This is a genomic window from Coleofasciculus sp. H7-2, from assembly GCF_042747725.1.
Taxonomy (GTDB): Bacteria; Cyanobacteriota; Cyanobacteriia; order Cyanobacteriales; family FACHB-T130; genus FACHB-T130.
The window spans coordinates 21,956-43,632 of record NZ_JBHZGO010000016.1 but is presented as its reverse complement, the minus strand read 5'-3'; the positions used below and the strand labels follow the sequence as shown (position 1 = coordinate 43,632).

The following is a 21,677-nucleotide window of genomic DNA, read 5'->3' as shown; positions in this document are numbered from 1 at the left end:
CGTTTAAGTAAGGATTATGAACGACTACCCGAAACTTCAGAAACATTCATCTATGTTGCCATGATTCGGATCATGATTCGACGGCTTGCATAATTTTTAGCTCTCTCTGACTTTTAAAACATCCTCTAACATTGATAAAGAAGATCGAGAAGCCAATGCCTTTGATACCGTATTGCAAATCTTAAGTTTGATCAGCGATTATAGTGCGCTGACCATTTGTTTTGACCAGCTAGAGGGAGTTGAATTCAACGAAGGGGGTTATACAAAAGCACAAGTAGTTGCATCTGAATTAGTTAGCAATTTGTTTGAAAGTCTTAATTTAGCCAGTGGTAGCCGGGGAGTTGTTATTCTAACCGTTATGATTCCCGATATCTGGAAAATAAAAATTAAGCCGCTTCCGGGTGGCATACCTTATCGGGTTTCAACAACGACGAAAGAGCCAATCGAGTTACAACCTATGGATAGTGATTCTATTGTTGAGCTAGTAACCCTATGGCTCAAAGAGTTTTATGAATCGATAAATTTAGTCCCCCCGCATCCTGTCTATCCATTTGTCGAAAGCCAACTGAGAGAATTAAGTAAAGAAAAGCCGCCTGTTCGGAAAGTTCTCCAATGGTGTGCAGGGCATTTTGAGGTAAATGAGAAAAATGGATCTACAGGCATAGAAACACCTCCGACTCATCCGGTTGAAGCTGCCTTTAATAAAGAGCTTGCAGCGCTAGATGGGTGTATAGCAGCCTTACTGGAAGATAAGACTACACTTGCTAAGGCTCTGCGGTTGGGCTTCGACACCGTGATTGGACAGACTATAGAGAAAGTCAAAGTTGAGGACATTGTAGAAGTTGAAGCTAAAGGCGCAGACAGAGGTTACATTGACTTCAAAATCATAGGTAATGAAAACGGAAAAACGGTCAAAATTGGGGTGGGAGTTATTCAGCAAGCTAGCGGTATTGGAGTACAAGCAGGATTGAAGCGTCTAATCGAGTACAAAAAGTTCAACCTGACTCGTGGTTGCCTGGTTCGAGCTAAAGAAATTAGCTCCACTGCAACTAAAGCTCAAGAATATTTGAGCCAACTTCTATCTCCGATGTTAGGCGGCGAATGGGTGAAGCTTACAGGTGACAATATCAAGCCTCTTTTAGCTATTCTATTTGTCTATGAGGGTCGTGACGATTACGAACTGACAGAAGAGCAAATTTTTGACTTCATTGTCCATAAAAAATTAGCATCTGAGAATTACCTTGTTAATGAGATTTTAAGCGATCCTTCTGGTGAAGTTCCTAGTGGCTTAGTTGATGAAGATAGTGTTGCATAAATCCACACAATATCGCTGCGGACAAATCTATGAGTACCATACGGACAAAACTACCGACTGATACTTGGGTTGTAGCTACATGGGATGAATTTATCCAAACCATTGAAGACCCAGCTTATCAAAAAGCTAAAGGCTACTACTACAATGGACGAATGAGGATTGAAACTATGTCAGTAGGTCCCGATCATGCAAAAGATAATGGGATTATTGCTATTGCTGTCACCTTATTCGCCGCTCTCAAAGGCATCCCACTGAATTGCTTGGATAACTGTAGCTACCGCAAAACAGGTGTTCGAGAGTGCCAACCCGATGTATCTTACTACATCGGAGAACGGGCGCAAATGGTACCAACAGGAACAGCGATCGCTAATCTTGACATTACTCCACCGCCAGATATAGCTATTGAAATTTCTGATAGTACCCTAGCTGATGACAAAGGCGAAAAACGCTTGCTTTATGAAGATATAAAAGTAGCGGAATACTGGATAGTTGATGTGCAACAAGCCGAAATAATCGCTTTTGAAATAATCTCTAGTGGTGGTAGTAGAAGAATTACTCAATCTCAAATATTACCAGGGTTAGAGATGGCAGTATTAGAAGAGACTTTGCGGCGCAGTCGTCAAATGGCACATTCTCAAGTTGTGGCTTGGTTATTAACTCAATTTCAACCGTAAGATGAAGTATGCTGCTAGCCAATTCTGTCAATCTTGATACTGCCCTAAAACTACCTGCGCCAGACATTGAAGCATTAATTCAAGGAAGAGCGATCGCAGCGATGCCTCGGACATTCATTGATCCGGGGCGAAAATTTGCTCTTTATCCTACGGATGCTTCGATTAACTTGCTACCAACTGAGCAATATTATCGCTCCAATTTTTTGTCTATTGCTCAAACTGCATTTGCTCAGTTAAATTCTGAAACAGTCACAATTAAAGCTTGGGCTAAGTGCGAATTGTGCCAAATTATAGATAATTCTGAAGCGTTAGGAGCTTTGTCGCAGTTGACAATTTGGACAACAGAAGCATTGCAGCAAATTCTCTCGAAACGTCCTTATATTTTTCTGACTTATTTGCGCGTTTATCCTCTAACTCAGCCGATTGAAGCTCCAGTAGATTCTAAAGGGCAGTTTGTACATTTTTCACCTTTACAAGCTGTTTTTGAAGATAAACCAGTTTTGAGCGATCGCGTCTTCACTCAACAACGCCACCAGCTAGAACATCGACTACCGCCACCGCATCCCGAATTGGAAGAGTTGCAGAATGCGATCGCGCAGTTATCTATCAACAACCTAACCGGTAAAGAACTAGATCGAGACATCAAAATTTTTCTGGGTTGGACTGAATCCTTACACCTACGACAATCCGATCCCGATTTAGATTGGATAAACACAATTGCTGACTTAGGCAATCGTAGTAAAGAAAATGAAGGCACAAGTAACTATCAAGCTGGAACTGATTTTGAGATTGTAGTCCGTAACAGCCTTGAATTTTTAGGCTTTACAGTTGACTATTTCCACAAAGGCGGCGCTGGTGGTGTAGATGTCTTCTGTTCGCAACCCTATCCTTTGGTTGGGGAATGTAAAGCCGGGAGAAAGATTCCCAACCCAACCGCAGTGCAACTGTTGAATTTGGGAATGCTACGCCTGCAAAGCAAAGAACTATTTCAGCAAGCTGCTAAATTAATCATTGGTCCCGGCGAACCAACTACCCAACTCAATGATGCCGCAATAATACAAGGTATGGCGATTATTAACCCTGAAACACTTGAGAAACTGGTAAAACTGCAAAGTAAGCATCGTAACTCAGTAGACTTGTTTAAGCTGAAAGATTATCTGAAGCCGGGACAATCTGATGATGAAGTTGAGAAATACATTGCTCAAGTTGAAAAAGAGATTAGATTGCGATCGCATCTAGTCCAGCTTGTAAAAAATTACCTGCAAAACACAGGTTTAGATAATGCTGGAGTCGAAGCTTTACATGGCGCATATTTTAGTTCTAATCCGCCTCAGCCATTAAAAACTGAGGAAATGCACGATATTTTGATTGAGCTTTCCTCACCATTGACGGGATATTTGGGGCGAATTAAGGGGAAGGATTGGGGAAGCGATCGCTTCTATTTCCTCCGTGACTTGCCAGCTGCATAAGTCTCATCAGCCAGGACAATGGCAGGTATTAGTTGTATAGCATCTTTGGCGACTTCCTCTCTTCTTTCCATTTCTGTCGTAACAGTCTCCATCATTGCGACATTCTAATTTTTCCTCACAAATGGTATCGCGGGGAAAAACTCCGACATCTTTTACAGAAACTTCCGCAGTAAAAGTGCCTTGTTCGAGCATATTTTCTCCTTCTTTAATTTCATACTCAAACTTATTTTCGCCTTCTAAAACTGCAAAAGTTCGAGTTTCATGGCTATTTCCCAAGCTTAAATCAACGCCTTGAGAATATTGCCCTTCACTGTAACCTCTGGTTGTGTATGGATAAGGATTACTCTTCATACCCTGAGTCACATTGCGAATTGTCACTTTCCTTTTAGGTGCGGGTGGAGTTGATTTGGAAACAAACTGAGCTTTTCTTGTGCCCGGATTCATCGCGGTTCCCGGACATTGCCCAACATATTCAACCCGCTTAAATTGAATTGCATTGACATCAAAATTATTGCCGTTACTTACCAGAAACTCTGCCCCGTTTGCATTCGCCCGATTCACAAAAACCACAACCAGTACGAAAGCCGCAATTAGCAGCATGGCGGTTCTTTTGATTACAATTTGTAACACAGAAAAGCTTTTGGGTTTCATAATTTTTCCTGGCACCACTAAAACCGAGTTGTTTATCCTTCTTAGGAAGTAGACGAGGTTTAATACTTCCGATAGAGGGTTATTGACTGTTTTTAGTGTCGTTAAATATCCATTGATTGTTTCCTTATTTTTATAGCCGCTTGTCGCTTCTCCCGGCAACTGAATCAGGCAAAGCAATTGGCATCAGCAGCCTGTGGAGGAAGTTGGACGATTTCCCCGCGATCGCTCAAAAGATTTTCTTAAAATCTCTTAAAAATTGACACTTTAAAGAGAAAAATGTAAAAATAGATACAGAAATAATTTAACTTGTTCACCACTGACTGAGTATTCATAGCCGTCAGTGGCTCTGGGGAATAGAAGTAGAGCGCGATCCCAAAGGAACGTGCCTTGCTTAGTAACAAATACTCAGGAAACTCAATCGGAGGCGAAACTTATGAAACTCTCTTATCGCGGCGTCAGCTACGAAAAAACTTCACCCACGCTGGAAGTAACCGAAAGCGAGATTGTGGGTAAGTATCGGGGACAGACTTACAACATTGCATATCCCAGACATATTGTAGTTCCCGATGCGATTGTTAACTTGAACTATCGGGGAGTCCCCTACTTCATCGGCAAAACCGGAACCACTAGGGATGCTCTACAGAGGCAAAATTTCTTATCTGAAGGGATGGCACCTCTAAGCGATCGGAAATTGCCAACCGATACAAATCGTCAAAAAGTGTTGGATAACGCGGCTAAAAGTCACCTAGCCAATATCCACCGCAGCCTGGAACATCGGCTACAGGTCGCTAAAGCTAAAGGTGACGAAAATCTAATTCGCCTTCTGGAAGCAGAGTCGAAGCAACTGACATTGTGCCTCTAGGAGTTTCCGTAAGTCTGGTGGCGCTAGCGTTTGAGCCAGGAGTAATTGCAGCCAGAATCCGCAAAGCGTCAAAGATCGCACTCATCCCCCTTAAGGTGTAAAATTTTATCTAAGCACGAAATCTTCATAGCTGAAGACGACGGATTCCTGGTTTATAAAGCTACGTGGGCGATAGAGAGCGATCGCCCTTTTTTTTATGGCAATGTATTCAGCCAGATAAACCGTTACAGGTAAGGGTAGTTGCAGCGAATCCTACAAATTTTATTCCATTTTTTCACAATAATTAATAAAGTGGCTCTGCGACTTAAGCAGTAGCGCCATGCCTTGTGTTGACTTTTAACTATCGAGGGCAAAAAGCGTGTGAATCGCATCCTCCCGATTGAGAACACAAAAGCGCTACCGCCGCCAAATTTTGCTGAGATTAGGAGACTTGAAAATGCTTGAATCTTATCGTCAACACGTCGCTGAAAGGGCGGCACTCGGAATTGGGCCACTGCCGTTGGATGCCCAACAGACTTCTCAATTGTGCGAATTGCTGAAAAATCCTCCAGCGGGTGAAGAAGAGACGTTGTTGGAATTGCTGCGCGGTAGCGAAGCGGTAGCGCTCTTAGCGCATCGCATTCCCCCAGGCGTCGATCCGGCTGCTTACGTCAAAGCTGGCTTTCTCACCGCTGTAGCCAAAGGCGACACCATTAGCCCTCTAGTTACCCCCATCTATGCAGTAGAACTGCTGGGAACAATGGTAGGTGGTTACAACGTGCAATCGTTGATAGATTTGCTCAAATCTGACGATGAAAAATTGGCTGCCTCAGCAGCAACTGCCCTCAGCAAAATCATGCTGGTGTATGATGCCTTCCACGATGTCTTGGAATTATCCCAGACTAATTCCTACGCCAAGCAAGTCATTGACGCTTGGGCGGCGGCGGAGTGGTTTACCAGTCGCCCCACCCTGCCAGAAGCCATTACCGTCACCGTTTTCAAGGTGCCCGGAGAGACAAACACCGACGATTTATCCCCTGCACAGCACGCCACAACCCGCCCGGATATTCCCTTGCACGCCTTGGCGATGCTGGAATCTCGGCAACCGGGAAGTTTGGAAACGATTGTCGAGTTAAAGAAAAAAGGACATCCCGTGGCGTATGTAGGGGATGTCGTGGGAACGGGTTCTTCCCGGAAATCGGCGATAAACTCCGTGTTGTGGCACATTGGGCACGATATACCCTTCGTACCGAATAAACGGGCTGGGGGATATATATTAGGGAATGCGATCGCGCCGATTTTCTTCAACACCGCTGAAGATGCCGGTGCATTACCCATCCAGTGCGATGTCACCCAGATGGAAACCGGCATGGTAATTACCATTTATCCTTACAAAGGTGAAATTACCAACGAAACTGGCGAGGTAATATCCACCTTCAGCCTCAAACCCGACACCATCACCGACGAAGTCCGCGCAGGCGGACGCATTCCCCTCCTGATTGGACGCACCCTCACCGATAAAACCAGAATTGCACTCGGATTAGTCGAACCAAGTCCAATCTTCATCCGTCCTCGACCCCCCATTGATACCGGCAAAGGATTTACCCTAGCGCAGAAGATGGTAGGCAAAGCCTGCGGACTAAATGGTGTGCGTCCCGGCACTTCCTGCGAACCGATGATGACAACTGTTGGTTCTCAAGATACCACCGGCCCCATGACCCGCGACGAGTTGAAAGAACTCGCCTGTCTCGGCTTTAGTGCAGATTTGGTGATGCAGAGTTTCTGCCACACCGCCGCTTATCCGAAGCCAGTTGACATCAAAACCCACCACGAACTGCCCGATTTCTTTGCCTCTCGCAGCGGCGTCGCCTTGCGTCCCGGCGATGGCATTATCCATTCTTGGCTGAACCGGATGCTGCTACCCGATACCGTGGGAACTGGTGGCGACTCCCACACCCGCTTCCCCTTGGGAATTTCCTTCCCCGCAGGTTCCGGCTTAGTTGCCTTTGCAGCAGCTTTGGGCGTGATGCCTTTGGATATGCCAGAGTCGGTCTTAGTGCGGTTCAAAGGCGAGTTGCAACCCGGTGTGACGCTGCGGGATATCGTGAACGCGATTCCATATATTGCCATTCAAAAAGGTCTGCTAACAGCAGAGAAGCAGAACAAGAAAAACATCTTCTCCGGGCGAATCATGGAAATTGAAGGCTTGCCAAATTTAAAAGTTGAGCAAGCTTTTGAACTCACCGATGCCAGCGCCGAACGTTCTTGTGCAGGCTGCACAATTAAGTTAAGTATCGACACAGTTTCCGAATATCTGCGTTCCAACGTAGCGCTATTGAAAAATCTGGTAGCGCGGGGTTATCAAGATGCCCGTACCATCATGCGTCGCGTGGCAAAAATGGAAGAATGGTTGGCAAATCCCGTATTAATGGAAGCCGATTCAGATGCAGAGTATGCGGAAATTATTGAGATTGACTTGAACGAAATCAAGGAACCAATCGTCGCCGCACCCAATGACCCAGATAATGTTAAGTTGCTGTCTGAAGTTGCTAACGATCCGGTGCAGGAAGTATTCGTCGGTTCTTGTATGACGAATATTGGTCATTATCGCGCCACCGCGAAGGTGCTGGAAGGCGAAGCAGCAGTTAAAACCCGCCTCTGGATTTGTCCCCCAACCCGGATGGATGAACACCAACTAAAAGAAGAAGGTGTTTATGGTGTATTTGATGCAGCAGGTGCCAGAACAGAAATGCCGGGATGCAGTCTCTGTATGGGAAATCAGGCGCGTGTGGATGACGGTACAACCGTGTTTTCTACTTCCACTCGCAACTTCAATAATCGCATGGGCAAAGATGCGCGAGTTTATCTCGGTTCTGCTGAATTAGCAGCAGTTTGTGCGATGTTAGGTCGCATTCCCACAGTGCAAGAATACATGGACATTGTGGCGAAGAAGATTCATCCTTTTGCTAGTGATTTATATCGCTATCTCAACTTCGATCAAATCGCTAATTTTGAGGATGAAGGTCGCGTGATTTCCTTGGAAGATATGCCCAATATTGAGGATATTTTGGGTATTCCATCAGGTGCATTACGGTAGAATAACTGTAGGGTGGGCTTTGCCCACCTTAATCAACTAATGAATAAAAGGAGATTAGGTTATGATAAGCCCATCGCTTTCCACCTCAAATAGTCTCTACGAACAAGACTTTTATCTGTGGATAAAAACCACTGCTCAACAGTTAAAAGAAGGTAAAATCAAGGATATAGATATTATTAGTTTAATTGAAGAAATTGAAAGTATAGGCAGAAGTGAAAAAAGAGAGTTAAAAAATTGTTTAATTGTTCTTTTAATGCACCTGCTTAAATGGCAATATCAGCCTGAGAAACGGAGCGAAAGTTGGCGCAGCACCATCACCGAACAGCGTATTTGTATTGAAGGATTACTAGAAGACAGTCCCAGTTTGCAACCTCTAATTTCAGAAGTGTTTGATGATTGTTATCAAAAAGCTCGTCTGAAAGCATCCGATGAAACAGGGATTAAATTAAATTATTTACCTAAAGAATCACCTTTTACTCCCGAAGAAACTTTGAAATATAGTTTTTTAGATTGATAAATTCAAATGGACATTACCCTACAATGGAGAGGCAAAACTGTGATGGTGCCTGAAATTTCTGACAATGAAAATGAGGTTTAAAGATGCTGTTGGAATTAAAGCGATTTAATATCCCGCCTGGTCATAAAGTTTTTCTAGAGGATATAACCTGGCAAGAATTTGAAACCATTTTAGAAGAGTTAGGAGAACATCGTGCCTCAAGAGTAGCTTATGACAATGGAATATTAGAAATCATGACACCCTTGCCAGAGCATGAAATCAGCAAACTGTTTATCACCAATTTTGTGGAAATTCTTCTAGAAGAACTAGATATTGATTTTTATCCTCTTGGTTCTACTACTTTTAAAAACCAGGATATGCTGAAAGGGATAGAACCTGATAACTGTTTCTATATTCAAAATGAAGCAGCAGTAAGAGGAAAAGAAAGATTAGACTTATCCATCGATCCACCTCCAGATTTAGTCTTAGAGATAGATATAACTTCTCGCACTCATCCAATGATTTATGAAGCTTTAGGAGTGCCTGAGCTTTGGCGATTTGAAAAAGGGAAGTTACAAATTAATGTATTACAAGATAGAAAGTATATCAAGTCAGCCTTTAGTCTAAATTTTCCTAATTTACCACTTATTGAGGTGATTCCTCAATATTTAAGTCAGGTAAAGACTGTTGGTAGGAATAAGACAATGAGAGCTTTTAGAACTTGGGTACGAGAACAAATTACAGAATCGTAAAATTTCAGCCGATTCTTATCCAATACTTAAAGTATTAATATATTCTCGAAAAATGGGAGATAAATTAAACAAAATTTTCTCTTCCTCTGTTGTTCTGAGTAAATAGCGTTTTTTCAAAGATTGTAATCCATTAATCAAATCCATTGACGATAATGATAAACCTTGTCTTAAATCTTCTCTGGACATAGGTTGATTAGATTTACTTAAGTTTAAAACAATTTGTTGCTCTATTGCTGATAATTGGTCGAATAATTCATTGAACCGAAATTTAATATCTTCCGTCAAAAGCAAGGTATTTTCACTTAAAAACTCAGACACTTTACCCAAAAAAATATTTTTTATTAAACTAGCGATATCTTTTAAATAAACTGGATTTCCTTCATATAAATTAATCAGTGTTAACCAGCTTTCCTCATCTTTTAATCCCAGCTTTTTAAGGATTTCGGTATTATCTAAACCCTGTACCTCTAAGCATTTAACAGGATACAATTCTTCATCTAAGCAGATCATTTCTTGGCATTGTTCTTGGCTAATTAAAATCAAACTACTTTGATGCTCAATTTCTGTCATCATTGTGAAAAAATTCTTATAGTCTTTGTATTCAGTTTTGTACTGTCCTGCAAATTGTCCACTGGTAAATAATTCTTGCAGATCATCAAAGATAATTAAACATCTTTTCTGACGTAAAAGATGGAAAACTTGAGTTAATTTATTGTTTGACTCAATAGTATCGGTATTAACAACTGTTAAAATTTCAGTAATAATGCCATCTAAAGGAGATAATTTGATGCTTTTCCAGATGATTACATCAAATTGTTGTAAATTTAGATCAATAAACTGTTTAACTAGGGTTGTTTTACCAATTCCACTTAATCCTAAAACTGAGATTAATCGAGTGTTTTGATGAGTTAACCAATGAGACAAGGTTTGAAGTTCGGTTATGCGATCGCAAAAATAAGTGATTTTTGGGGCTAGGGTTAAATCTTGATAAGATTTTTTGGAATAACTTGATTCAGTATTTTTAGAATCATGTTTATGACTATTGGAACAAAGATTAATATGGCTATTAATTAAACCTACTTGCTGTTGTGATGAATTAGATGGATTAAAAGAATTAGCTAATCTTTCTAGTGTCCAACAAAAATTAGACTTATTAACATCTTCTCCTGACTGTTCAGATAAAATTTTATATAACTCACGGCTAACATTGCCGATATGATTTTCATTATTATAACCAAACTCTTTTGCAATTTCGCCGTAAGTTTTACCTTGCCAAATTCCTTCAACTACATTCTTTTGTAAGTTATTGAGGTGGTTTCCTGTGTGCTTGAAGACCAGCTGATCCACCAATTGTAAAACTTCTGTTACAGTCATAGGAACTAGACTTAGTATGACTTTTAGCCATTATAGCTTAGTCTCAGACAAGATTATCAAGGGTTATAAAGGGTTTATGTTATATTTTGAAACAAAAAAGGGAAGAAAATCAAGTATTTTCAGGTGGCAGTAATCAGACAAGACGATTTAAACTCTTATAAGAATAAAGTAAAAGTATTTCATTTTCGACAGTCAATTAAAAGACAGCATGATTATTTATGTTTGACAAAATTCTTACTTTTGTGACTCCAGGTCCCATGACTGAAAGGTTCAGTTTTGGAGCAAGAGTATTTTACAGTTGGATTAGCTTGGGGTTAATTTTAGCATTAGTCGGAACTATCATAGCTTTAAGTTTAGGACAAACCATAGAAGTTGGAGCATTAATAGCAATGCCCATTGTGGTTTGTTTATCTGGTCTGTTCGGTCTAGGACTAGATTCTATTCGGGGACGTAATACTGAATATCCGGGTTGGTACTGGTTGTTATTTCCAATTTTAACTTATTTAGTTATAGGTTTCGGGTTTGCTTTTTTGGTCGTCGGCTTTGTTCTAGGAATTGGAGGAGTTAGACTACCAGAAATAAAAAACTCTCATCAATACAGACATAGAAAAATAAATCCAAAAGAAGCTAAAGATAAAATTCGGCGAGAGGTTAAGCGGCAGCAGTCCAAAAAATTCCTAGATGAGTACGAAAAACGACTTATTCAGCAACAGCGAGAAGAATTAAATAGCATTCAACGAGAGCAACTTGCAGAACAAGAAAAAAGAGAACGTCTTGAATCTTTATCCATCCGCGATCGGATTCTTCTGAAATTAAGAGAAAATCCAGGAACATTGCTAGAAAATATACTAACAGAAGAAGAAATGGAAGAGTTAGCTATTATGCTTCTTGAATTGCTTCTTGAGGGCTAATCTTGACTTTTAGATTTGATCTCAAGTGTAAAATATCTACTTTATTTATCACAAAAACCATGAAAGATCGTTGGATTACTCGTAATATTACCGCAAATAGTCCAATTCTTCAGAAAATACCTGGATGTAAGCCGGGAACGTATGATTTTATGTGGGACACACATAGGGGACTACTGCTTATCAGAGAGACAGCTTCTGGTCGGGAACTGCCACCAATCCCCATGACTTCAGTAAGTGATGCTATACAGTGGATGAATAGTAACACTGGTCAGAAAATTAAGGAAACCATAGTTGGATATACAATGCCTACTGGCGAGCAAATTTCTGTGAAGATAGAAGACCACAAAGAGGGAGTTATCGTAACACCATTATCTGGAAATATTAAAAATGTACATCATCATGTGATCGAAGAAAATGGGAAAGTAAAGATGGTGGTTCGTGACAATAACAATCAGAATTTAGCTGCTTATGTTTTAAATAAAAATGATGGTAGCTGGACTCAAATATCCTTAAACGAAGGGGAAAAAAGACCAAGACAAATACCATAAAGAAAAAAATAAATAGTGCGATCGCTTATCTCATAGTTTTCATCAACCCCAAAAAGTTATCGATGAGATAATTAATTTGACTATCTGACGCACTCTACAGACTATGGTTGAGTATAGCAATTTTTGGTAGAGGTTGGATGAGGTGCGATGGGAGCGATCGCCTTTTCGTATAATCTGCGTTTTTCGGGTGCGATCGCATCCTCCGCCTATCGCCAAAAAACCTAACCCCCAACCGCCTTCCCTTGCAGGAAAGCAGGGTGTCTTCATACAAAGTGGCGATAGTTTGGGAGAAACTACAATTGCAAGGCTGATATTTATCCGAATTCTTCGTCAATTTTGATGATCTTCAAGAATTATTTTCATTTTTCCGCTTTTGTATAAAACCCCTATCCCATTCTCTACAAAGGAATGGGCTAGGGGTTCGATCTTGTATTTGAGTCAACTGAGAACCACTATATCCTTTGATTTTGAGATGTTAGGTTTCCGCGTCGTCGAAACGGATAATGTCATCCTCTCCAAGGTATTCTCCATTTTGGACTTCAATCATCACTAGAGGAATACACCCTGGATTTTCAACTCGGTGAGGTGTAGACATCGGCACGTAGGTTGACTGTTTTTGAATTAAGGTTGTCTCTATACCATCACAAATCACTTTGGCGGTGCCAGATACAACGATCCAGTGTTCGCTGCGGTGATAGTGCATTTGGGTACTAATGTGATGACCTGGGTTGAGTTCAATGCGATTAATCCGGTAGCGTTGCCCTTCTTCTAAGACGGTGACTGTGCCCCAAGGTCGTATCCGCATCGTGTCACTATCTTCAGGCAAAGGCAGAATCGAAGCCTGCCCCTCATTTTGGTTGCCATTCATCGCTGCTTGTCTCCGAAGATTCGCATCTTAATTTTGCCGCATTTTTGAAAGTTCCTCAGCACTAATTATCGGTTGGACAATACGCCGAGGGTGCTAGTAGCTGGTAGCAGCATCCGAAGCGTGCAAGCAGCGCATCCGGCGGTTCCTATGAGATTTCTACTGCTTATCTGCCCTTGTGTTTGCCACAATTGATTTAGTTGCAGCAGCTTACAAACATGGCACAAACACAACAAAGCACGATGGAAACTGCCCAGCGTGCATTTGGGCACTTTATTCATGGTATGGGAACCGGCGAGTGGGAACCGTTCCTGGAGATGCTTGCGGAAGACTTTAGCTTCTGGTTTCCAGTGGGGCAATACCAGGGGGAGAATGTCGGTAAAGCACGGGCAGCTGCTTTCTTTGAGTATGCGTCTGAAGCTTTCAACAATGAGCTGGCGGTGACGCTAGATGGCGTCACCAGTAACGAGACGACAGTTGTATTTGAGATTCGCTCTCAGGGGCATCTGCGGGGGAAGCCTTATCAGAACCGAGGGGCAATCTCTTTCGATGTTCGCGGCGACAAGATTTGTCGTTACCGCGAGTATCTTTCGGTTGTGGTTCAGCCCAAGGTAGAATCGCATCCAGAGCCGTCTCAGCCGATTGGCTAGTCGTGTGATTTATATCACTCAGCGATCGGGCGCTCATCACCTTTACCTAAACCTGCGATCGCACGATTGTTCAGGGTATTGTCACATTTTTCTAAGTGTTTAATCACTCAGTAAGACGGACAAAAGCTGGATATTAGAAGTATCGAGTTAATACCCGTAACGATGCCTGTTCAAATCTGCCCTCTCGAATCTGCGATCGCTGAACTCTTTGCTCAAGCTACTCACTCTGGTAGCATTACTCTCGCTGACCGATATGGACTGATGGCTGCACTGTTGCAAGATTCAATCAACGAAGAAGACCAGCGAGCAATCGACCGACTACTTTACGCTGTCCGCAAGAACCGGCTGAAGGTTGTAGATGAAATTTCTGCCCTAATGTAAACAGCGCCGCTGATTGAGAATTTCTATTACTTGATTATTGCTTCTTTTATTATTTCCCTGCGCTTTTATTCTAAAAATATACAATTCTGAAATATTCGGAGAATTTTATAAAATTTTAGAATATATTTTTCTTACTTAAAAATCTCTAGTATAAAAATGATAAGTTGATATTTTGAGATTGTCTATAGCAGTCCTAAATGATTCGTGAAGGCGAGATCCTAGGGCAACTCTTACGAAGTCGTGGAGCTGAGACGCTGGCTCACAACTCAAATAGGATTGTTATATACTGGGATGATTCAGCTATTCGCATCCTTTTATCTTCCAACAACCGCCGCTAAAATTCAATCGCTTTGAGGTTTTACTTCCCAACTAAGAAGCCGTGGAATTTGCGACAAGTGTACGCCGTAATTAAAAATCCAAAGAACAATTTCTAGCAGTAATAATCTCTGTACCCATATTGTCCCACTCTCAAAATTCAGAAGCGTCAATCCACCATACAATTGCCAAACGCGATAAGGAAGGTATAAGCAAGGAACCATCACGAACGTGCAGGATTGAAACCTTCTCCCTGTCACGATTTCGGATAAGATTTGTAACCCCAAAATGACAAAGTACGGCACCAGTGACTGCAACACGCTGGGATGATTCCACCATACGCCCCACAGAACCATTGCTACCAGGGGAAGCGCCACTCCCACTAGCAGTACAACAAATAACCACGCTTTAAACCAAGGCGGAAGTGGTTGAGGAATCGAGAAAGGAGGTGAATGTCTCCAAAGCCAACCCGCAAACACAAGAAAAGACGTAACAATTACCAGGAATAGGAGGTTTTCTAAAAAAATATTCAGGTTGGTAGATGCGGTCATGTGTAACATAGGATAAAAAAGAATTTCAGCAGTATAACGCTTGAAATTGCTGTAGTGCATGAGCTAAAAAAGACATATTACAGTAGGGGAATTGTCAAGATGTCTAAAGAAAGTGCGTGTCAATTTTTGGAAGCTGCTACCTACGATCCAGCTTTACGCGAAAAGTTCCAAGAAGTAGCCAGTCCAGAGGAATTTGTAAAAGTTGCTCGTGAATTAGGCTACGCCTTGACCACTGAAGAATTGAAGGATGTTGTTAAAGAACATAGTGAAGGTGTCATTTTGAGAAGGCAGACGGGCGTTTGGCCCTGGCTGCGGAAGGTTAACTGGATTTAGTGCATAGGCTAAAGCGATCGCGCCTGGGAGCGATCGCGCTGCTGGAGCGATCGCACTGTGGAAGTAAAACAGCGATCGAACATTAAAACTCAGCCGTTGAGCATCGCATCTGGCGTAGACCCTACACCCTATCTAGTGTCTGTGGGTTTGTCCTGAGCTTGTATGCCCTTACTTTTAAAACTACCCGCAAAAAAATAAAGAATAAAGGATAAAATTTTATCCTTCATCCTTTATTATTCATGCTTCACTCAGGGGCGTTTTGCTGTTGTGGAGGTTCGTTTTCATTTTGGGCAATTGTTTCCTGAATTCTGGGAATTTGCAGGAACTTTTTCGTTTCTGCGAGCAAGCGATCGCCCCAAAGATTTTCTTGGAGAAATTTTACATCGGCGTAGCGACTGTCTAACCGAATCGCTGCCTCTCCCAAAGACAAACCCTGTTCGCGATCGCCCTTCGCATACAGCGCCACCGCCATCGCCAACCGGGGTTCTGCCGCCTCCTTATCGAAAGAGCTAGCGGAACGCCACTGACCGAGCGCTCCATCCACATCGCCCATTTCGTACTTAACTAGCCCAATATTATTAATCGCAGGCCAGAATTTCTTTTCCTTAGCGACCGCCTTTTGGTACTGAGCGATCGCATCTGGAAACCGTTTCAGTTTGTAGTAAGCATTGCCTAAATCAAACAAAGCTTCCGGGACATCGGGTTTGATCTTTAACCCAGCTTGCAAAGCACTAACAGCTTCCTGATACTTTTCCTGCTGAAAATGCCCACTTCCCAGAGCAAATAGAATCCCCGGCTCATTAGGTTGAAGGGTTCTAGCTCGTTGCAAGGCATCAATCGCCTTATTTACCTCCTGCGCTTGCAAAAACAAACTCCCCAGTAAAAACCAGGTTTGATAACTGTTAGGAGCCAGCTGAGTCGCCAGTCGCGCTCTAGGCAGTGCCAGATCGTATTGTTGGAATCGCGCTAGCTGAGCCGCATCTTGTGCCAGGTTCAAGCCCTGCTGCTCTAGCTCTTTTGAATCCATTTGTAGCGTATAGGGCACAAGTGCCTGCCCAGAGGCGGGGAGAGCAACGCTCCCTAAACCAAGGAAAACGAGAAGCGGGAATATAGAAAGACGCTTAGGCACGGTGCAGCCTCAAAGAAATAATGCGAAGGAATGTTCAGCAACCTTACCAATAATTTAACTGACCCTAGCAGAAATCGAGAGCAAAGCCACACGTCAATTTGGGGATCGCTGTAACGGATTGGCGGGAAACACTTTCTGTATGGTTCAATCCGTCAGCAAGTTCAAACTCGTTAACATAGGGAAAGAATAAGCAACTTGCTGTAGATAGATACAGTTGAGTGTGACTCCTTGGTGCTAAAGCTGAATCCCATCGTCATTAAAATCACCCTCCCGCAAGCAGCCTGTTGATTCGTACTACCGGACTTGAAGACTACACGAATGCAACTTCCACTAATAAGCAAAGTCAAGAACCCTTCTCGCTGGGTCATTGGGCTGATAGCATCTAGCATCTTGGTAGTTGGTACGACTTATTTCATCATCGGTCGGGCAACACCCAAACTAGACATCGAGAATCTGACCGTACCCGTTAAATCGCAAACCTTGAAAGTACGGATTACCGCTAGCGGTACTGTCGTGCCAGTTCAAAGCGTCAATCTCAGCCCTCCAACATCTGGGCGTTTGGCAAAATTATACGTCGAGCAGGGAGACCGAGTGCAGCAAGGGCAAAAAATCGCCCAAATGGAGAATTCCCAACTTCAGGCTCAATTCTTTCAAGCCAAAGCCAATCTGGCGCAAGCTCAAGCCAAACTGCAACAAGCTCAAGCCGGGAGCCGTCCCGAAGAAATCAATCAGTCAAAAGCCCGTCTAGAGCAAGCTAAAGCCCGTTTAGCAGCGGCGCGGGTGGGTCGTCCCGAAGAAATCGCCCAATTCAAAGCCCGTCTGGATCAAGCCGAAGCGAATTTAGCATCGGTGCAAATTGGTCGTCCCGAAGAAATTGCCCAGACCGAAGCTCAAATCTCTGCCGCCGAAGCGCGGGTGGATTTAGCGCAAAAACGAGCCAATCGCAATCAACAGCTGGCTTCTCAAGGAGCCATTTCTAAAGACCAGTTGGATGAGGTGCTGACAGAGTACCGCAATGCCAGCGCCAACCTTAGAGAAGCCCAACGACGGCTAGAGCAACTCAAAAACAGCACCCGCCAAGAAATTCAGCAGCGTCAAGCGGCGGTAGCAGAAGCGCGATCTGCCTTGCAGCAAAGCCAAAAGGGCGGTCGAAGCGAGGAAATTTCCCAGCGCGAAGCGGATGTTGCAGAAGCGCAGGCTGCTCTGCGACAGTTAGAAAATGGGACGCGCCAAGAGGAGATTGCCCAGCTAAAAGCAGCAGCTGACGCCGCCAGAGCTTCTATGCAGGCGGTGCAAGTCCAGCTCTCTGACACGGTAATCGTCGCTCCGTTTTCTGGGATTGTGACGCAGAAATACGCCACAGAAGGCGCTTTCGTCACTCCCACGACTTCTGCTTCCAGTACGGCTTCCGCCACCTCAACATCGATTGTTGCGATTGCCAGAGATTTAGAAATTCTGGCGAAAGTCCCAGAGGTTGATATTGGACAGATTACCCAGGGACAGCCGGTTGAGATTGTGGCAGATGCCTATCCTGACCAGGTGTTTAAAGGCAAGGTGAAGCTGATTGCGCCGGAAGCGGTCATTGAGCAAAATGTCACGTCTTTTCAGGTGCGGGTAGTCCTAGAAACTGGCAAGGAGCAACTGCGATCGGGAATGAATGTTGACCTGATTTTTTTGGGTAAACCTGCGAATAATGCCTTGGTCGTTCCCACGGTGGCAATTGTCACGGAGAAAGGAAAGACGGGTGTGTTAGTGCCTGATGAGGAGAATAAACCCCAGTTTAAACCTGTGACCATTGGCCCATCGATTGAAAACCAAACACAGATTTTAGATGGCATCAAAGAAGGCGATCGCGTATTCATTGATTTACCCAAAGATCGCAAACCCAAGCAAGAGGAGTAAAGACAGTTGGTAATGGGTAATTGTCATTGGTCACGCTTCTCATTACCCATTCCCGATTACCCATTACCCATTCCCGATTACCCATTACCGAATATGGATATTGTAGAAAGCGTCAAAATGGCTGCCACTACCCTGGTGGCAAACAAACTGCGTAGCAGTCTCACCATGCTGGGCATTATGATTGGCAATGCCTCGGTGATTGCGATGGTGGGCATCGGACAGGGAGCGCAAAGGCTAGCAGCGGAGCAGTTTGAGTCGCTGGGACCAAATGTGCTATTTGTGGTTCCCGGTTCTCAGAAAACTCGCAATACGACATTTGAGGTGCCGAAAACGCTGGTTCTGGAAGATGCGAGAGCGATCGCAACTCAGGTGCCTTCCGTCCAAGATGTCGCTCCCCAAATCAACTCCAGACAATTAGTCACCTATCGCAGTAAAAATACTACTACCTCAATTCTCGGTACAACGCCAGAGTATCTCTCAGCTAGAAGTTTTGATGTGGAGCGAGGACGATTTATTACCGATCTCGATATTAAGCGGAGTAACCAAATTGTCATCCTGGGATCAGAGTTGGCAGATAAATTGTTTGACAATCAAGATCCCATCGGACAACAACTACGAATTAAAAATATCAGCTTTCAAGTGGTTGGCGTGATGAAACCCAAAGGTTCGGCCCTGGGAGACAATCCGGATGAAGCTGCTTATGTACCCATCACCACCCTAGCTAATCGGATTGTGGGAAATACGTCTCCCTATGGTCTTGAGGTGACAGCCATTTCTATCTCCGCCAAAGATGAAGCTAGCATTGGAGCCGCTCAGTTTCAAGTGGCAAATCTGCTGCGGTTGCGGCACAAAATCAACGGTGAGGATGACTTTACGGTTCGCAGTCAAAAAGACCTTTTGACCATTGTTAACACGATCACCAGCGGCTTGACATTCATGTTAGCGGCGATCGCGGCGATTTCCCTATTTGTCGGCGGCATTGGCGTGATGAACATTATGCTCGTCTCCGTCACCGAACGCACCCAAGAAATCGGACTCCGCAAGGCGATTGGCGCACGAGAGCAAGATATCCTGATTCAATTCATCATCGAAGCGGTGTTTCTCTCAGCGGCGGGTGGCTTACTAGGGACTCTGATTGGCGTCGGCGGAATCTCGCTCATCAGCGCCGTCACCCCTCTGAAAGCTGGCATTTCTCCAGCGGCAATTATCCTAGCCGTCAGTGTTTCCGGCGGTATTGGGCTATTCTTTGGCGTCGTCCCGGCGCGACGAGCCGCTAAACTCGACCCAATTGTAGCTTTGCGGAGCGCTTAAAATGCACTTCGCAATGTTCATGGTTCATGGTTCATCGTTCATAGCTAAGAGCTTTTGAACAATCCTTCAATCCTTCAATTACCAATGAGCAATCAACAACTCAGTCCTCAGTCCTCAATCTTCAGTCCTGTTCAAAAACCTGTCGTCATTCGCATGGAGGATGTCACCAAGGTTTATGGGATTGGCGATACAGAAGTTCGCGCCCTTGCTGGTGTGAGCTTAATTGTAGAGGAAGGCGAATATTGCGCGATTATGGGGGCGTCTGGATCGGGCAAATCTACTGCGATGAATATTATCGGTTGTCTCGACCGACCCACCGACGGAAGATATTACCTAGATAACGTGGATGTGTCCTCTCTAGAAGACGCTGACTTAGCGGGAATTCGCAATCGTAAGATTGGTTTTGTGTTTCAACAATTCCATCTCTTGCCACAACTAACAGCGCTAGAAAATGTCATGCTACCGATGGTTTATGCGGGTATTCCTAGTGCTGAAAGACGCCAGCGAGCAACAGTTGCTCTGACTCGCGTCGGTTTAGAGCATCGACTGAATAACCGACCAAATCAACTGTCTGGGGGACAACAGCAGCGGGTAGCGATCGCTCGTGCCATTGTCAACAAACCCGTCTTACTGCTTGCCGACGAACCCACCGGCGCACTGGATTCCAAAACGACCCAAGAAGTGATGGATATCTTCACAGAACTGAACACCAGTGGCATCACCGTTGTCATGGTAACTCACGAACCCGAAGTCGCTCGTCTCACCCAACGCATCGTCTGGTTCCGCGATGGACAAGTGCTGCATTCCCATCTCACCCCAGGAGATATTGGTAAAGTTGCCGTTTCTTAATTTCAAAAAAAGAGCGTTCAATCCCAAGAACGCTCTTTTTTTAATGGCATTTCGGCTCAAATCGCGGGGCGCTTTATTCTATGCGCCCCTGCGATAGCAAAATGGAATGATTTAGAGACTGGCAGTCTTACCAGTTTCAGCTTGAGAGGGAATTGGCTTTACGTCCGTATAGCCCATGTTGCTAACGATTGTCCGGAACATAGAAATTTGTCCCTCAAAGTCAAGACCTTCAATTTGGCTCATCAGGTCGTTAACTGGGTTATTTGCTTGGTAGTCTGAGGGCACGTCTACTACCGTATCACCCATACCCTGCGCCCAGGCGTACCAAACCATTAACTGATTATTCTCTTTCAGCGACCCATAGGCATGGGAATATTCTGTATTTTCGCGGTTGACAATTTCTCGCATAATTGCCAACTGGCGATCGTCATCCAAATCAAAGAATTCTCCTAACAGCTTCGGAGCCAGTTCTGGATCGGTTGCAGTTGGGGCAGCGGGAGTAATCGAGTCTCCCATCTTTTCATAAACATAATAAAACCATGCCAGTTTGTCATCCGTGTTCAACGCTTCAAAAGCCTCAACCACTTTTTGAGTTTCATTGGAAAGAGCTTGAGATTTTTGGTTTGCAGTCATAAATTTTATCCAACAGTGAGGTTCATATTTCCAAAAGTTACAAACTTTGCGGGTTAAAATCGCCCTCCAAGAGAGAGAGTTTGACTAACTCGGTTTCGCAGACTGAGAGTTGGGTGAGGATCTATCTCAAGAGGGTCAAAGGAACGGGGATCGCTCCCTTAAAATCTAAATTGCCGATAAAAAAGTCTAAATAAATAGGAGTTACTTATGACTGAAGAAGTGAAACCCGATCCGCAACAAGCGACAACCCAAGATGCCCAACTAGCAGCCGAACGCATGGTTGCGGGTGAAGAAGCAACGCAAAGTGTCGATTTCGACGCTGACTACGCAGCATCAAAAGAGCTTAGCGTGAGTGAAGTTGACCGGAGTGGTGCTGGTGCCCAAGCTGCTGAAGCCGCAACAGGTGCTGCCAAGAAAATGCCCCAGCCAACAGAGATGAAATCCTCACCAGAAGCCCATAGCAATCCAGACGACTTTCGGGAAATGGCAAAGGATGTCAATCCTAGAGCATAAGGAAAAAGCAGCCGATAATAGCGATAAAAGGATATAGCGCGGGGCTTCCGCAAAAACCAAGCTAAAAATGCAAAAATATGGCTCAACCGACTGTTGGTTGAGCTTTAGTTATTTTGG

The 21,677-nt window shown here is 43.8% G+C and carries 22 protein-coding genes and 1 pseudogene; 17 read left to right on the top strand and 6 right to left on the bottom strand.

The features are described from left to right. From ACFW2W_RS02835 to ACFW2W_RS02820, 4 genes and pseudogenes are all read left to right on the top strand, one after another. A pseudogene (locus ACFW2W_RS02835) lies at positions 1–93 on the top strand (IS5/IS1182 family transposase); the annotation flags it as partial. A gap of 94 nt (positions 94–187) precedes the next feature. Next, positions 188–1,315 carry a hypothetical protein gene (locus ACFW2W_RS02830; RefSeq protein ID WP_378173056.1) on the top strand — a complete coding sequence of 376 codons (1,128 nt, stop codon included), beginning with the start codon at positions 188–190 and terminating at the stop codon, positions 1,313–1,315. Between the two features lie 29 nt (positions 1,316–1,344). Then, positions 1,345–1,989, top strand: a complete 645-nt coding sequence (locus ACFW2W_RS02825) for a Uma2 family endonuclease (RefSeq protein WP_378173053.1) — start codon at positions 1,345–1,347, stop codon at positions 1,987–1,989. Positions 1,990–1,997: 8 nt separating this feature from the next. Next, complete coding sequence (locus ACFW2W_RS02820; RefSeq protein WP_378173051.1) at positions 1,998–3,458, top strand: DUF1802 family protein; 1,461 nt, start codon at positions 1,998–2,000, stop codon at positions 3,456–3,458. Positions 3,459–3,464: 6 nt separating this feature from the next. Here the strand turns inward: ACFW2W_RS02820 and ACFW2W_RS02815 are convergent, their stop codons facing one another. Further along, positions 3,465–4,109, bottom strand: coding sequence for a hypothetical protein (locus ACFW2W_RS02815; protein WP_378173048.1), 645 nt, complete (start codon positions 4,107–4,109; stop codon positions 3,465–3,467). 433 nt (positions 4,110–4,542) lie between these two features. Between ACFW2W_RS02815 and ACFW2W_RS02810 the strand changes: the two genes are divergently transcribed. The 4 genes from ACFW2W_RS02810 (at position 4,543) to ACFW2W_RS02795 (ending at position 9,295) form a co-directional block, all read left to right on the top strand. Beyond that, the gene (locus tag ACFW2W_RS02810; protein ID WP_378173045.1) at positions 4,543–4,971 is read left to right on the top strand and encodes a DUF4278 domain-containing protein; all 429 of its coding nucleotides are present in this window, start codon (positions 4,543–4,545) and stop codon (positions 4,969–4,971) included. Positions 4,972–5,407: 436 nt separating this feature from the next. Further along, positions 5,408–8,047 (top strand): bifunctional aconitate hydratase 2/2-methylisocitrate dehydratase, encoded by a 2,640-nt coding sequence (gene acnB / locus ACFW2W_RS02805; protein WP_378173043.1) that lies wholly within the window; start codon positions 5,408–5,410, stop codon positions 8,045–8,047. Positions 8,048–8,108: 61 nt separating this feature from the next. Next, positions 8,109–8,561 carry a DUF29 domain-containing protein gene (locus ACFW2W_RS02800; protein ID WP_378173040.1) on the top strand — a complete coding sequence of 151 codons (453 nt, stop codon included), beginning with the start codon at positions 8,109–8,111 and terminating at the stop codon, positions 8,559–8,561. An 86-nt stretch (positions 8,562–8,647) separates the two neighbouring features. Then, positions 8,648–9,295 (top strand): Uma2 family endonuclease, encoded by a 648-nt coding sequence (locus ACFW2W_RS02795; protein ID WP_378173037.1) that lies wholly within the window; start codon positions 8,648–8,650, stop codon positions 9,293–9,295. Between the two features lie 15 nt (positions 9,296–9,310). On the opposite strand, the gene ACFW2W_RS02790 is transcribed toward ACFW2W_RS02795, so the two are convergent. Continuing rightward, positions 9,311–10,669: an NB-ARC domain-containing protein gene (locus ACFW2W_RS02790; protein ID WP_378173035.1), complete on the bottom strand. Its 1,359-nt coding sequence runs from the start codon at positions 10,667–10,669 to the stop codon at positions 9,311–9,313. A 218-nt stretch (positions 10,670–10,887) separates the two neighbouring features. On the opposite strand from ACFW2W_RS02790, the gene ACFW2W_RS02785 reads away from it, so the two are divergent. Next, positions 10,888–11,580, top strand: coding sequence for a hypothetical protein (locus ACFW2W_RS02785; RefSeq protein WP_378173032.1), 693 nt, complete (start codon positions 10,888–10,890; stop codon positions 11,578–11,580). A 59-nt stretch (positions 11,581–11,639) separates the two neighbouring features. Beyond that, positions 11,640–12,128 carry a hypothetical protein gene (locus ACFW2W_RS02780; protein WP_378173029.1) on the top strand — a complete coding sequence of 163 codons (489 nt, stop codon included), beginning with the start codon at positions 11,640–11,642 and terminating at the stop codon, positions 12,126–12,128. Between the two features lie 475 nt (positions 12,129–12,603). Here the strand turns inward: ACFW2W_RS02780 and ACFW2W_RS02775 are convergent, their stop codons facing one another. After that, the gene (locus ACFW2W_RS02775; protein ID WP_378173064.1) at positions 12,604–12,933 is read right to left on the bottom strand and encodes a phosphomannose isomerase type II C-terminal cupin domain; all 330 of its coding nucleotides are present in this window, start codon (positions 12,931–12,933) and stop codon (positions 12,604–12,606) included. A 278-nt stretch (positions 12,934–13,211) separates the two neighbouring features. Here ACFW2W_RS02775 and ACFW2W_RS02770 point away from each other — a divergent pair, with 278 nt between their 5' ends. Continuing rightward, positions 13,212–13,643 (top strand): nuclear transport factor 2 family protein, encoded by a 432-nt coding sequence (locus tag ACFW2W_RS02770; RefSeq protein WP_378173027.1) that lies wholly within the window; start codon positions 13,212–13,214, stop codon positions 13,641–13,643. A gap of 162 nt (positions 13,644–13,805) precedes the next feature. Continuing rightward, complete coding sequence (locus ACFW2W_RS02765; protein WP_378173024.1) at positions 13,806–14,024, top strand: hypothetical protein; 219 nt, start codon at positions 13,806–13,808, stop codon at positions 14,022–14,024. Between the two features lie 341 nt (positions 14,025–14,365). Here ACFW2W_RS02765 and ACFW2W_RS02760 read toward each other — a convergent pair whose 3' ends face one another. Next, entirely contained in the window at positions 14,366–14,899 is a 534-nt protein-coding gene (locus tag ACFW2W_RS02760) for a hypothetical protein (RefSeq protein ID WP_378173021.1), read from the bottom strand. A 90-nt stretch (positions 14,900–14,989) separates the two neighbouring features. Between ACFW2W_RS02760 and ACFW2W_RS02755 the strand changes: the two genes are divergently transcribed. Continuing rightward, positions 14,990–15,223, top strand: coding sequence for a Nif11-like leader peptide family natural product precursor (locus ACFW2W_RS02755; RefSeq protein WP_378173019.1), 234 nt, complete (start codon positions 14,990–14,992; stop codon positions 15,221–15,223). A 244-nt stretch (positions 15,224–15,467) separates the two neighbouring features. On the opposite strand, the gene ACFW2W_RS02750 is transcribed toward ACFW2W_RS02755, so the two are convergent. Next, positions 15,468–16,352 (bottom strand): tetratricopeptide repeat protein, encoded by an 885-nt coding sequence (locus ACFW2W_RS02750; protein WP_378173016.1) that lies wholly within the window; start codon positions 16,350–16,352, stop codon positions 15,468–15,470. A gap of 318 nt (positions 16,353–16,670) precedes the next feature. On the opposite strand from ACFW2W_RS02750, the gene ACFW2W_RS02745 reads away from it, so the two are divergent. The 3 genes from ACFW2W_RS02745 (at position 16,671) to ACFW2W_RS02735 (ending at position 20,414) form a co-directional block, all read left to right on the top strand. Continuing rightward, positions 16,671–18,254, top strand: coding sequence for an efflux RND transporter periplasmic adaptor subunit (locus tag ACFW2W_RS02745; RefSeq protein WP_378173013.1), 1,584 nt, complete (start codon positions 16,671–16,673; stop codon positions 18,252–18,254). 93 nt (positions 18,255–18,347) lie between these two features. Beyond that, positions 18,348–19,565, top strand: coding sequence for an ABC transporter permease (locus ACFW2W_RS02740; RefSeq protein WP_378173061.1), 1,218 nt, complete (start codon positions 18,348–18,350; stop codon positions 19,563–19,565). A gap of 84 nt (positions 19,566–19,649) precedes the next feature. Further along, complete coding sequence (locus ACFW2W_RS02735) at positions 19,650–20,414, top strand: ABC transporter ATP-binding protein (RefSeq protein ID WP_378173010.1); 765 nt, start codon at positions 19,650–19,652, stop codon at positions 20,412–20,414. Between the two features lie 111 nt (positions 20,415–20,525). On the opposite strand, the gene ACFW2W_RS02730 is transcribed toward ACFW2W_RS02735, so the two are convergent. Next, positions 20,526–21,047 (bottom strand): orange carotenoid protein N-terminal domain-containing protein, encoded by a 522-nt coding sequence (locus ACFW2W_RS02730; RefSeq protein ID WP_378173007.1) that lies wholly within the window; start codon positions 21,045–21,047, stop codon positions 20,526–20,528. 207 nt (positions 21,048–21,254) lie between these two features. Here ACFW2W_RS02730 and ACFW2W_RS02725 point away from each other — a divergent pair, with 207 nt between their 5' ends. Then, complete coding sequence (locus ACFW2W_RS02725) at positions 21,255–21,560, top strand: hypothetical protein (protein ID WP_378173004.1); 306 nt, start codon at positions 21,255–21,257, stop codon at positions 21,558–21,560. Positions 21,561–21,677 lie beyond the last annotated feature (117 nt).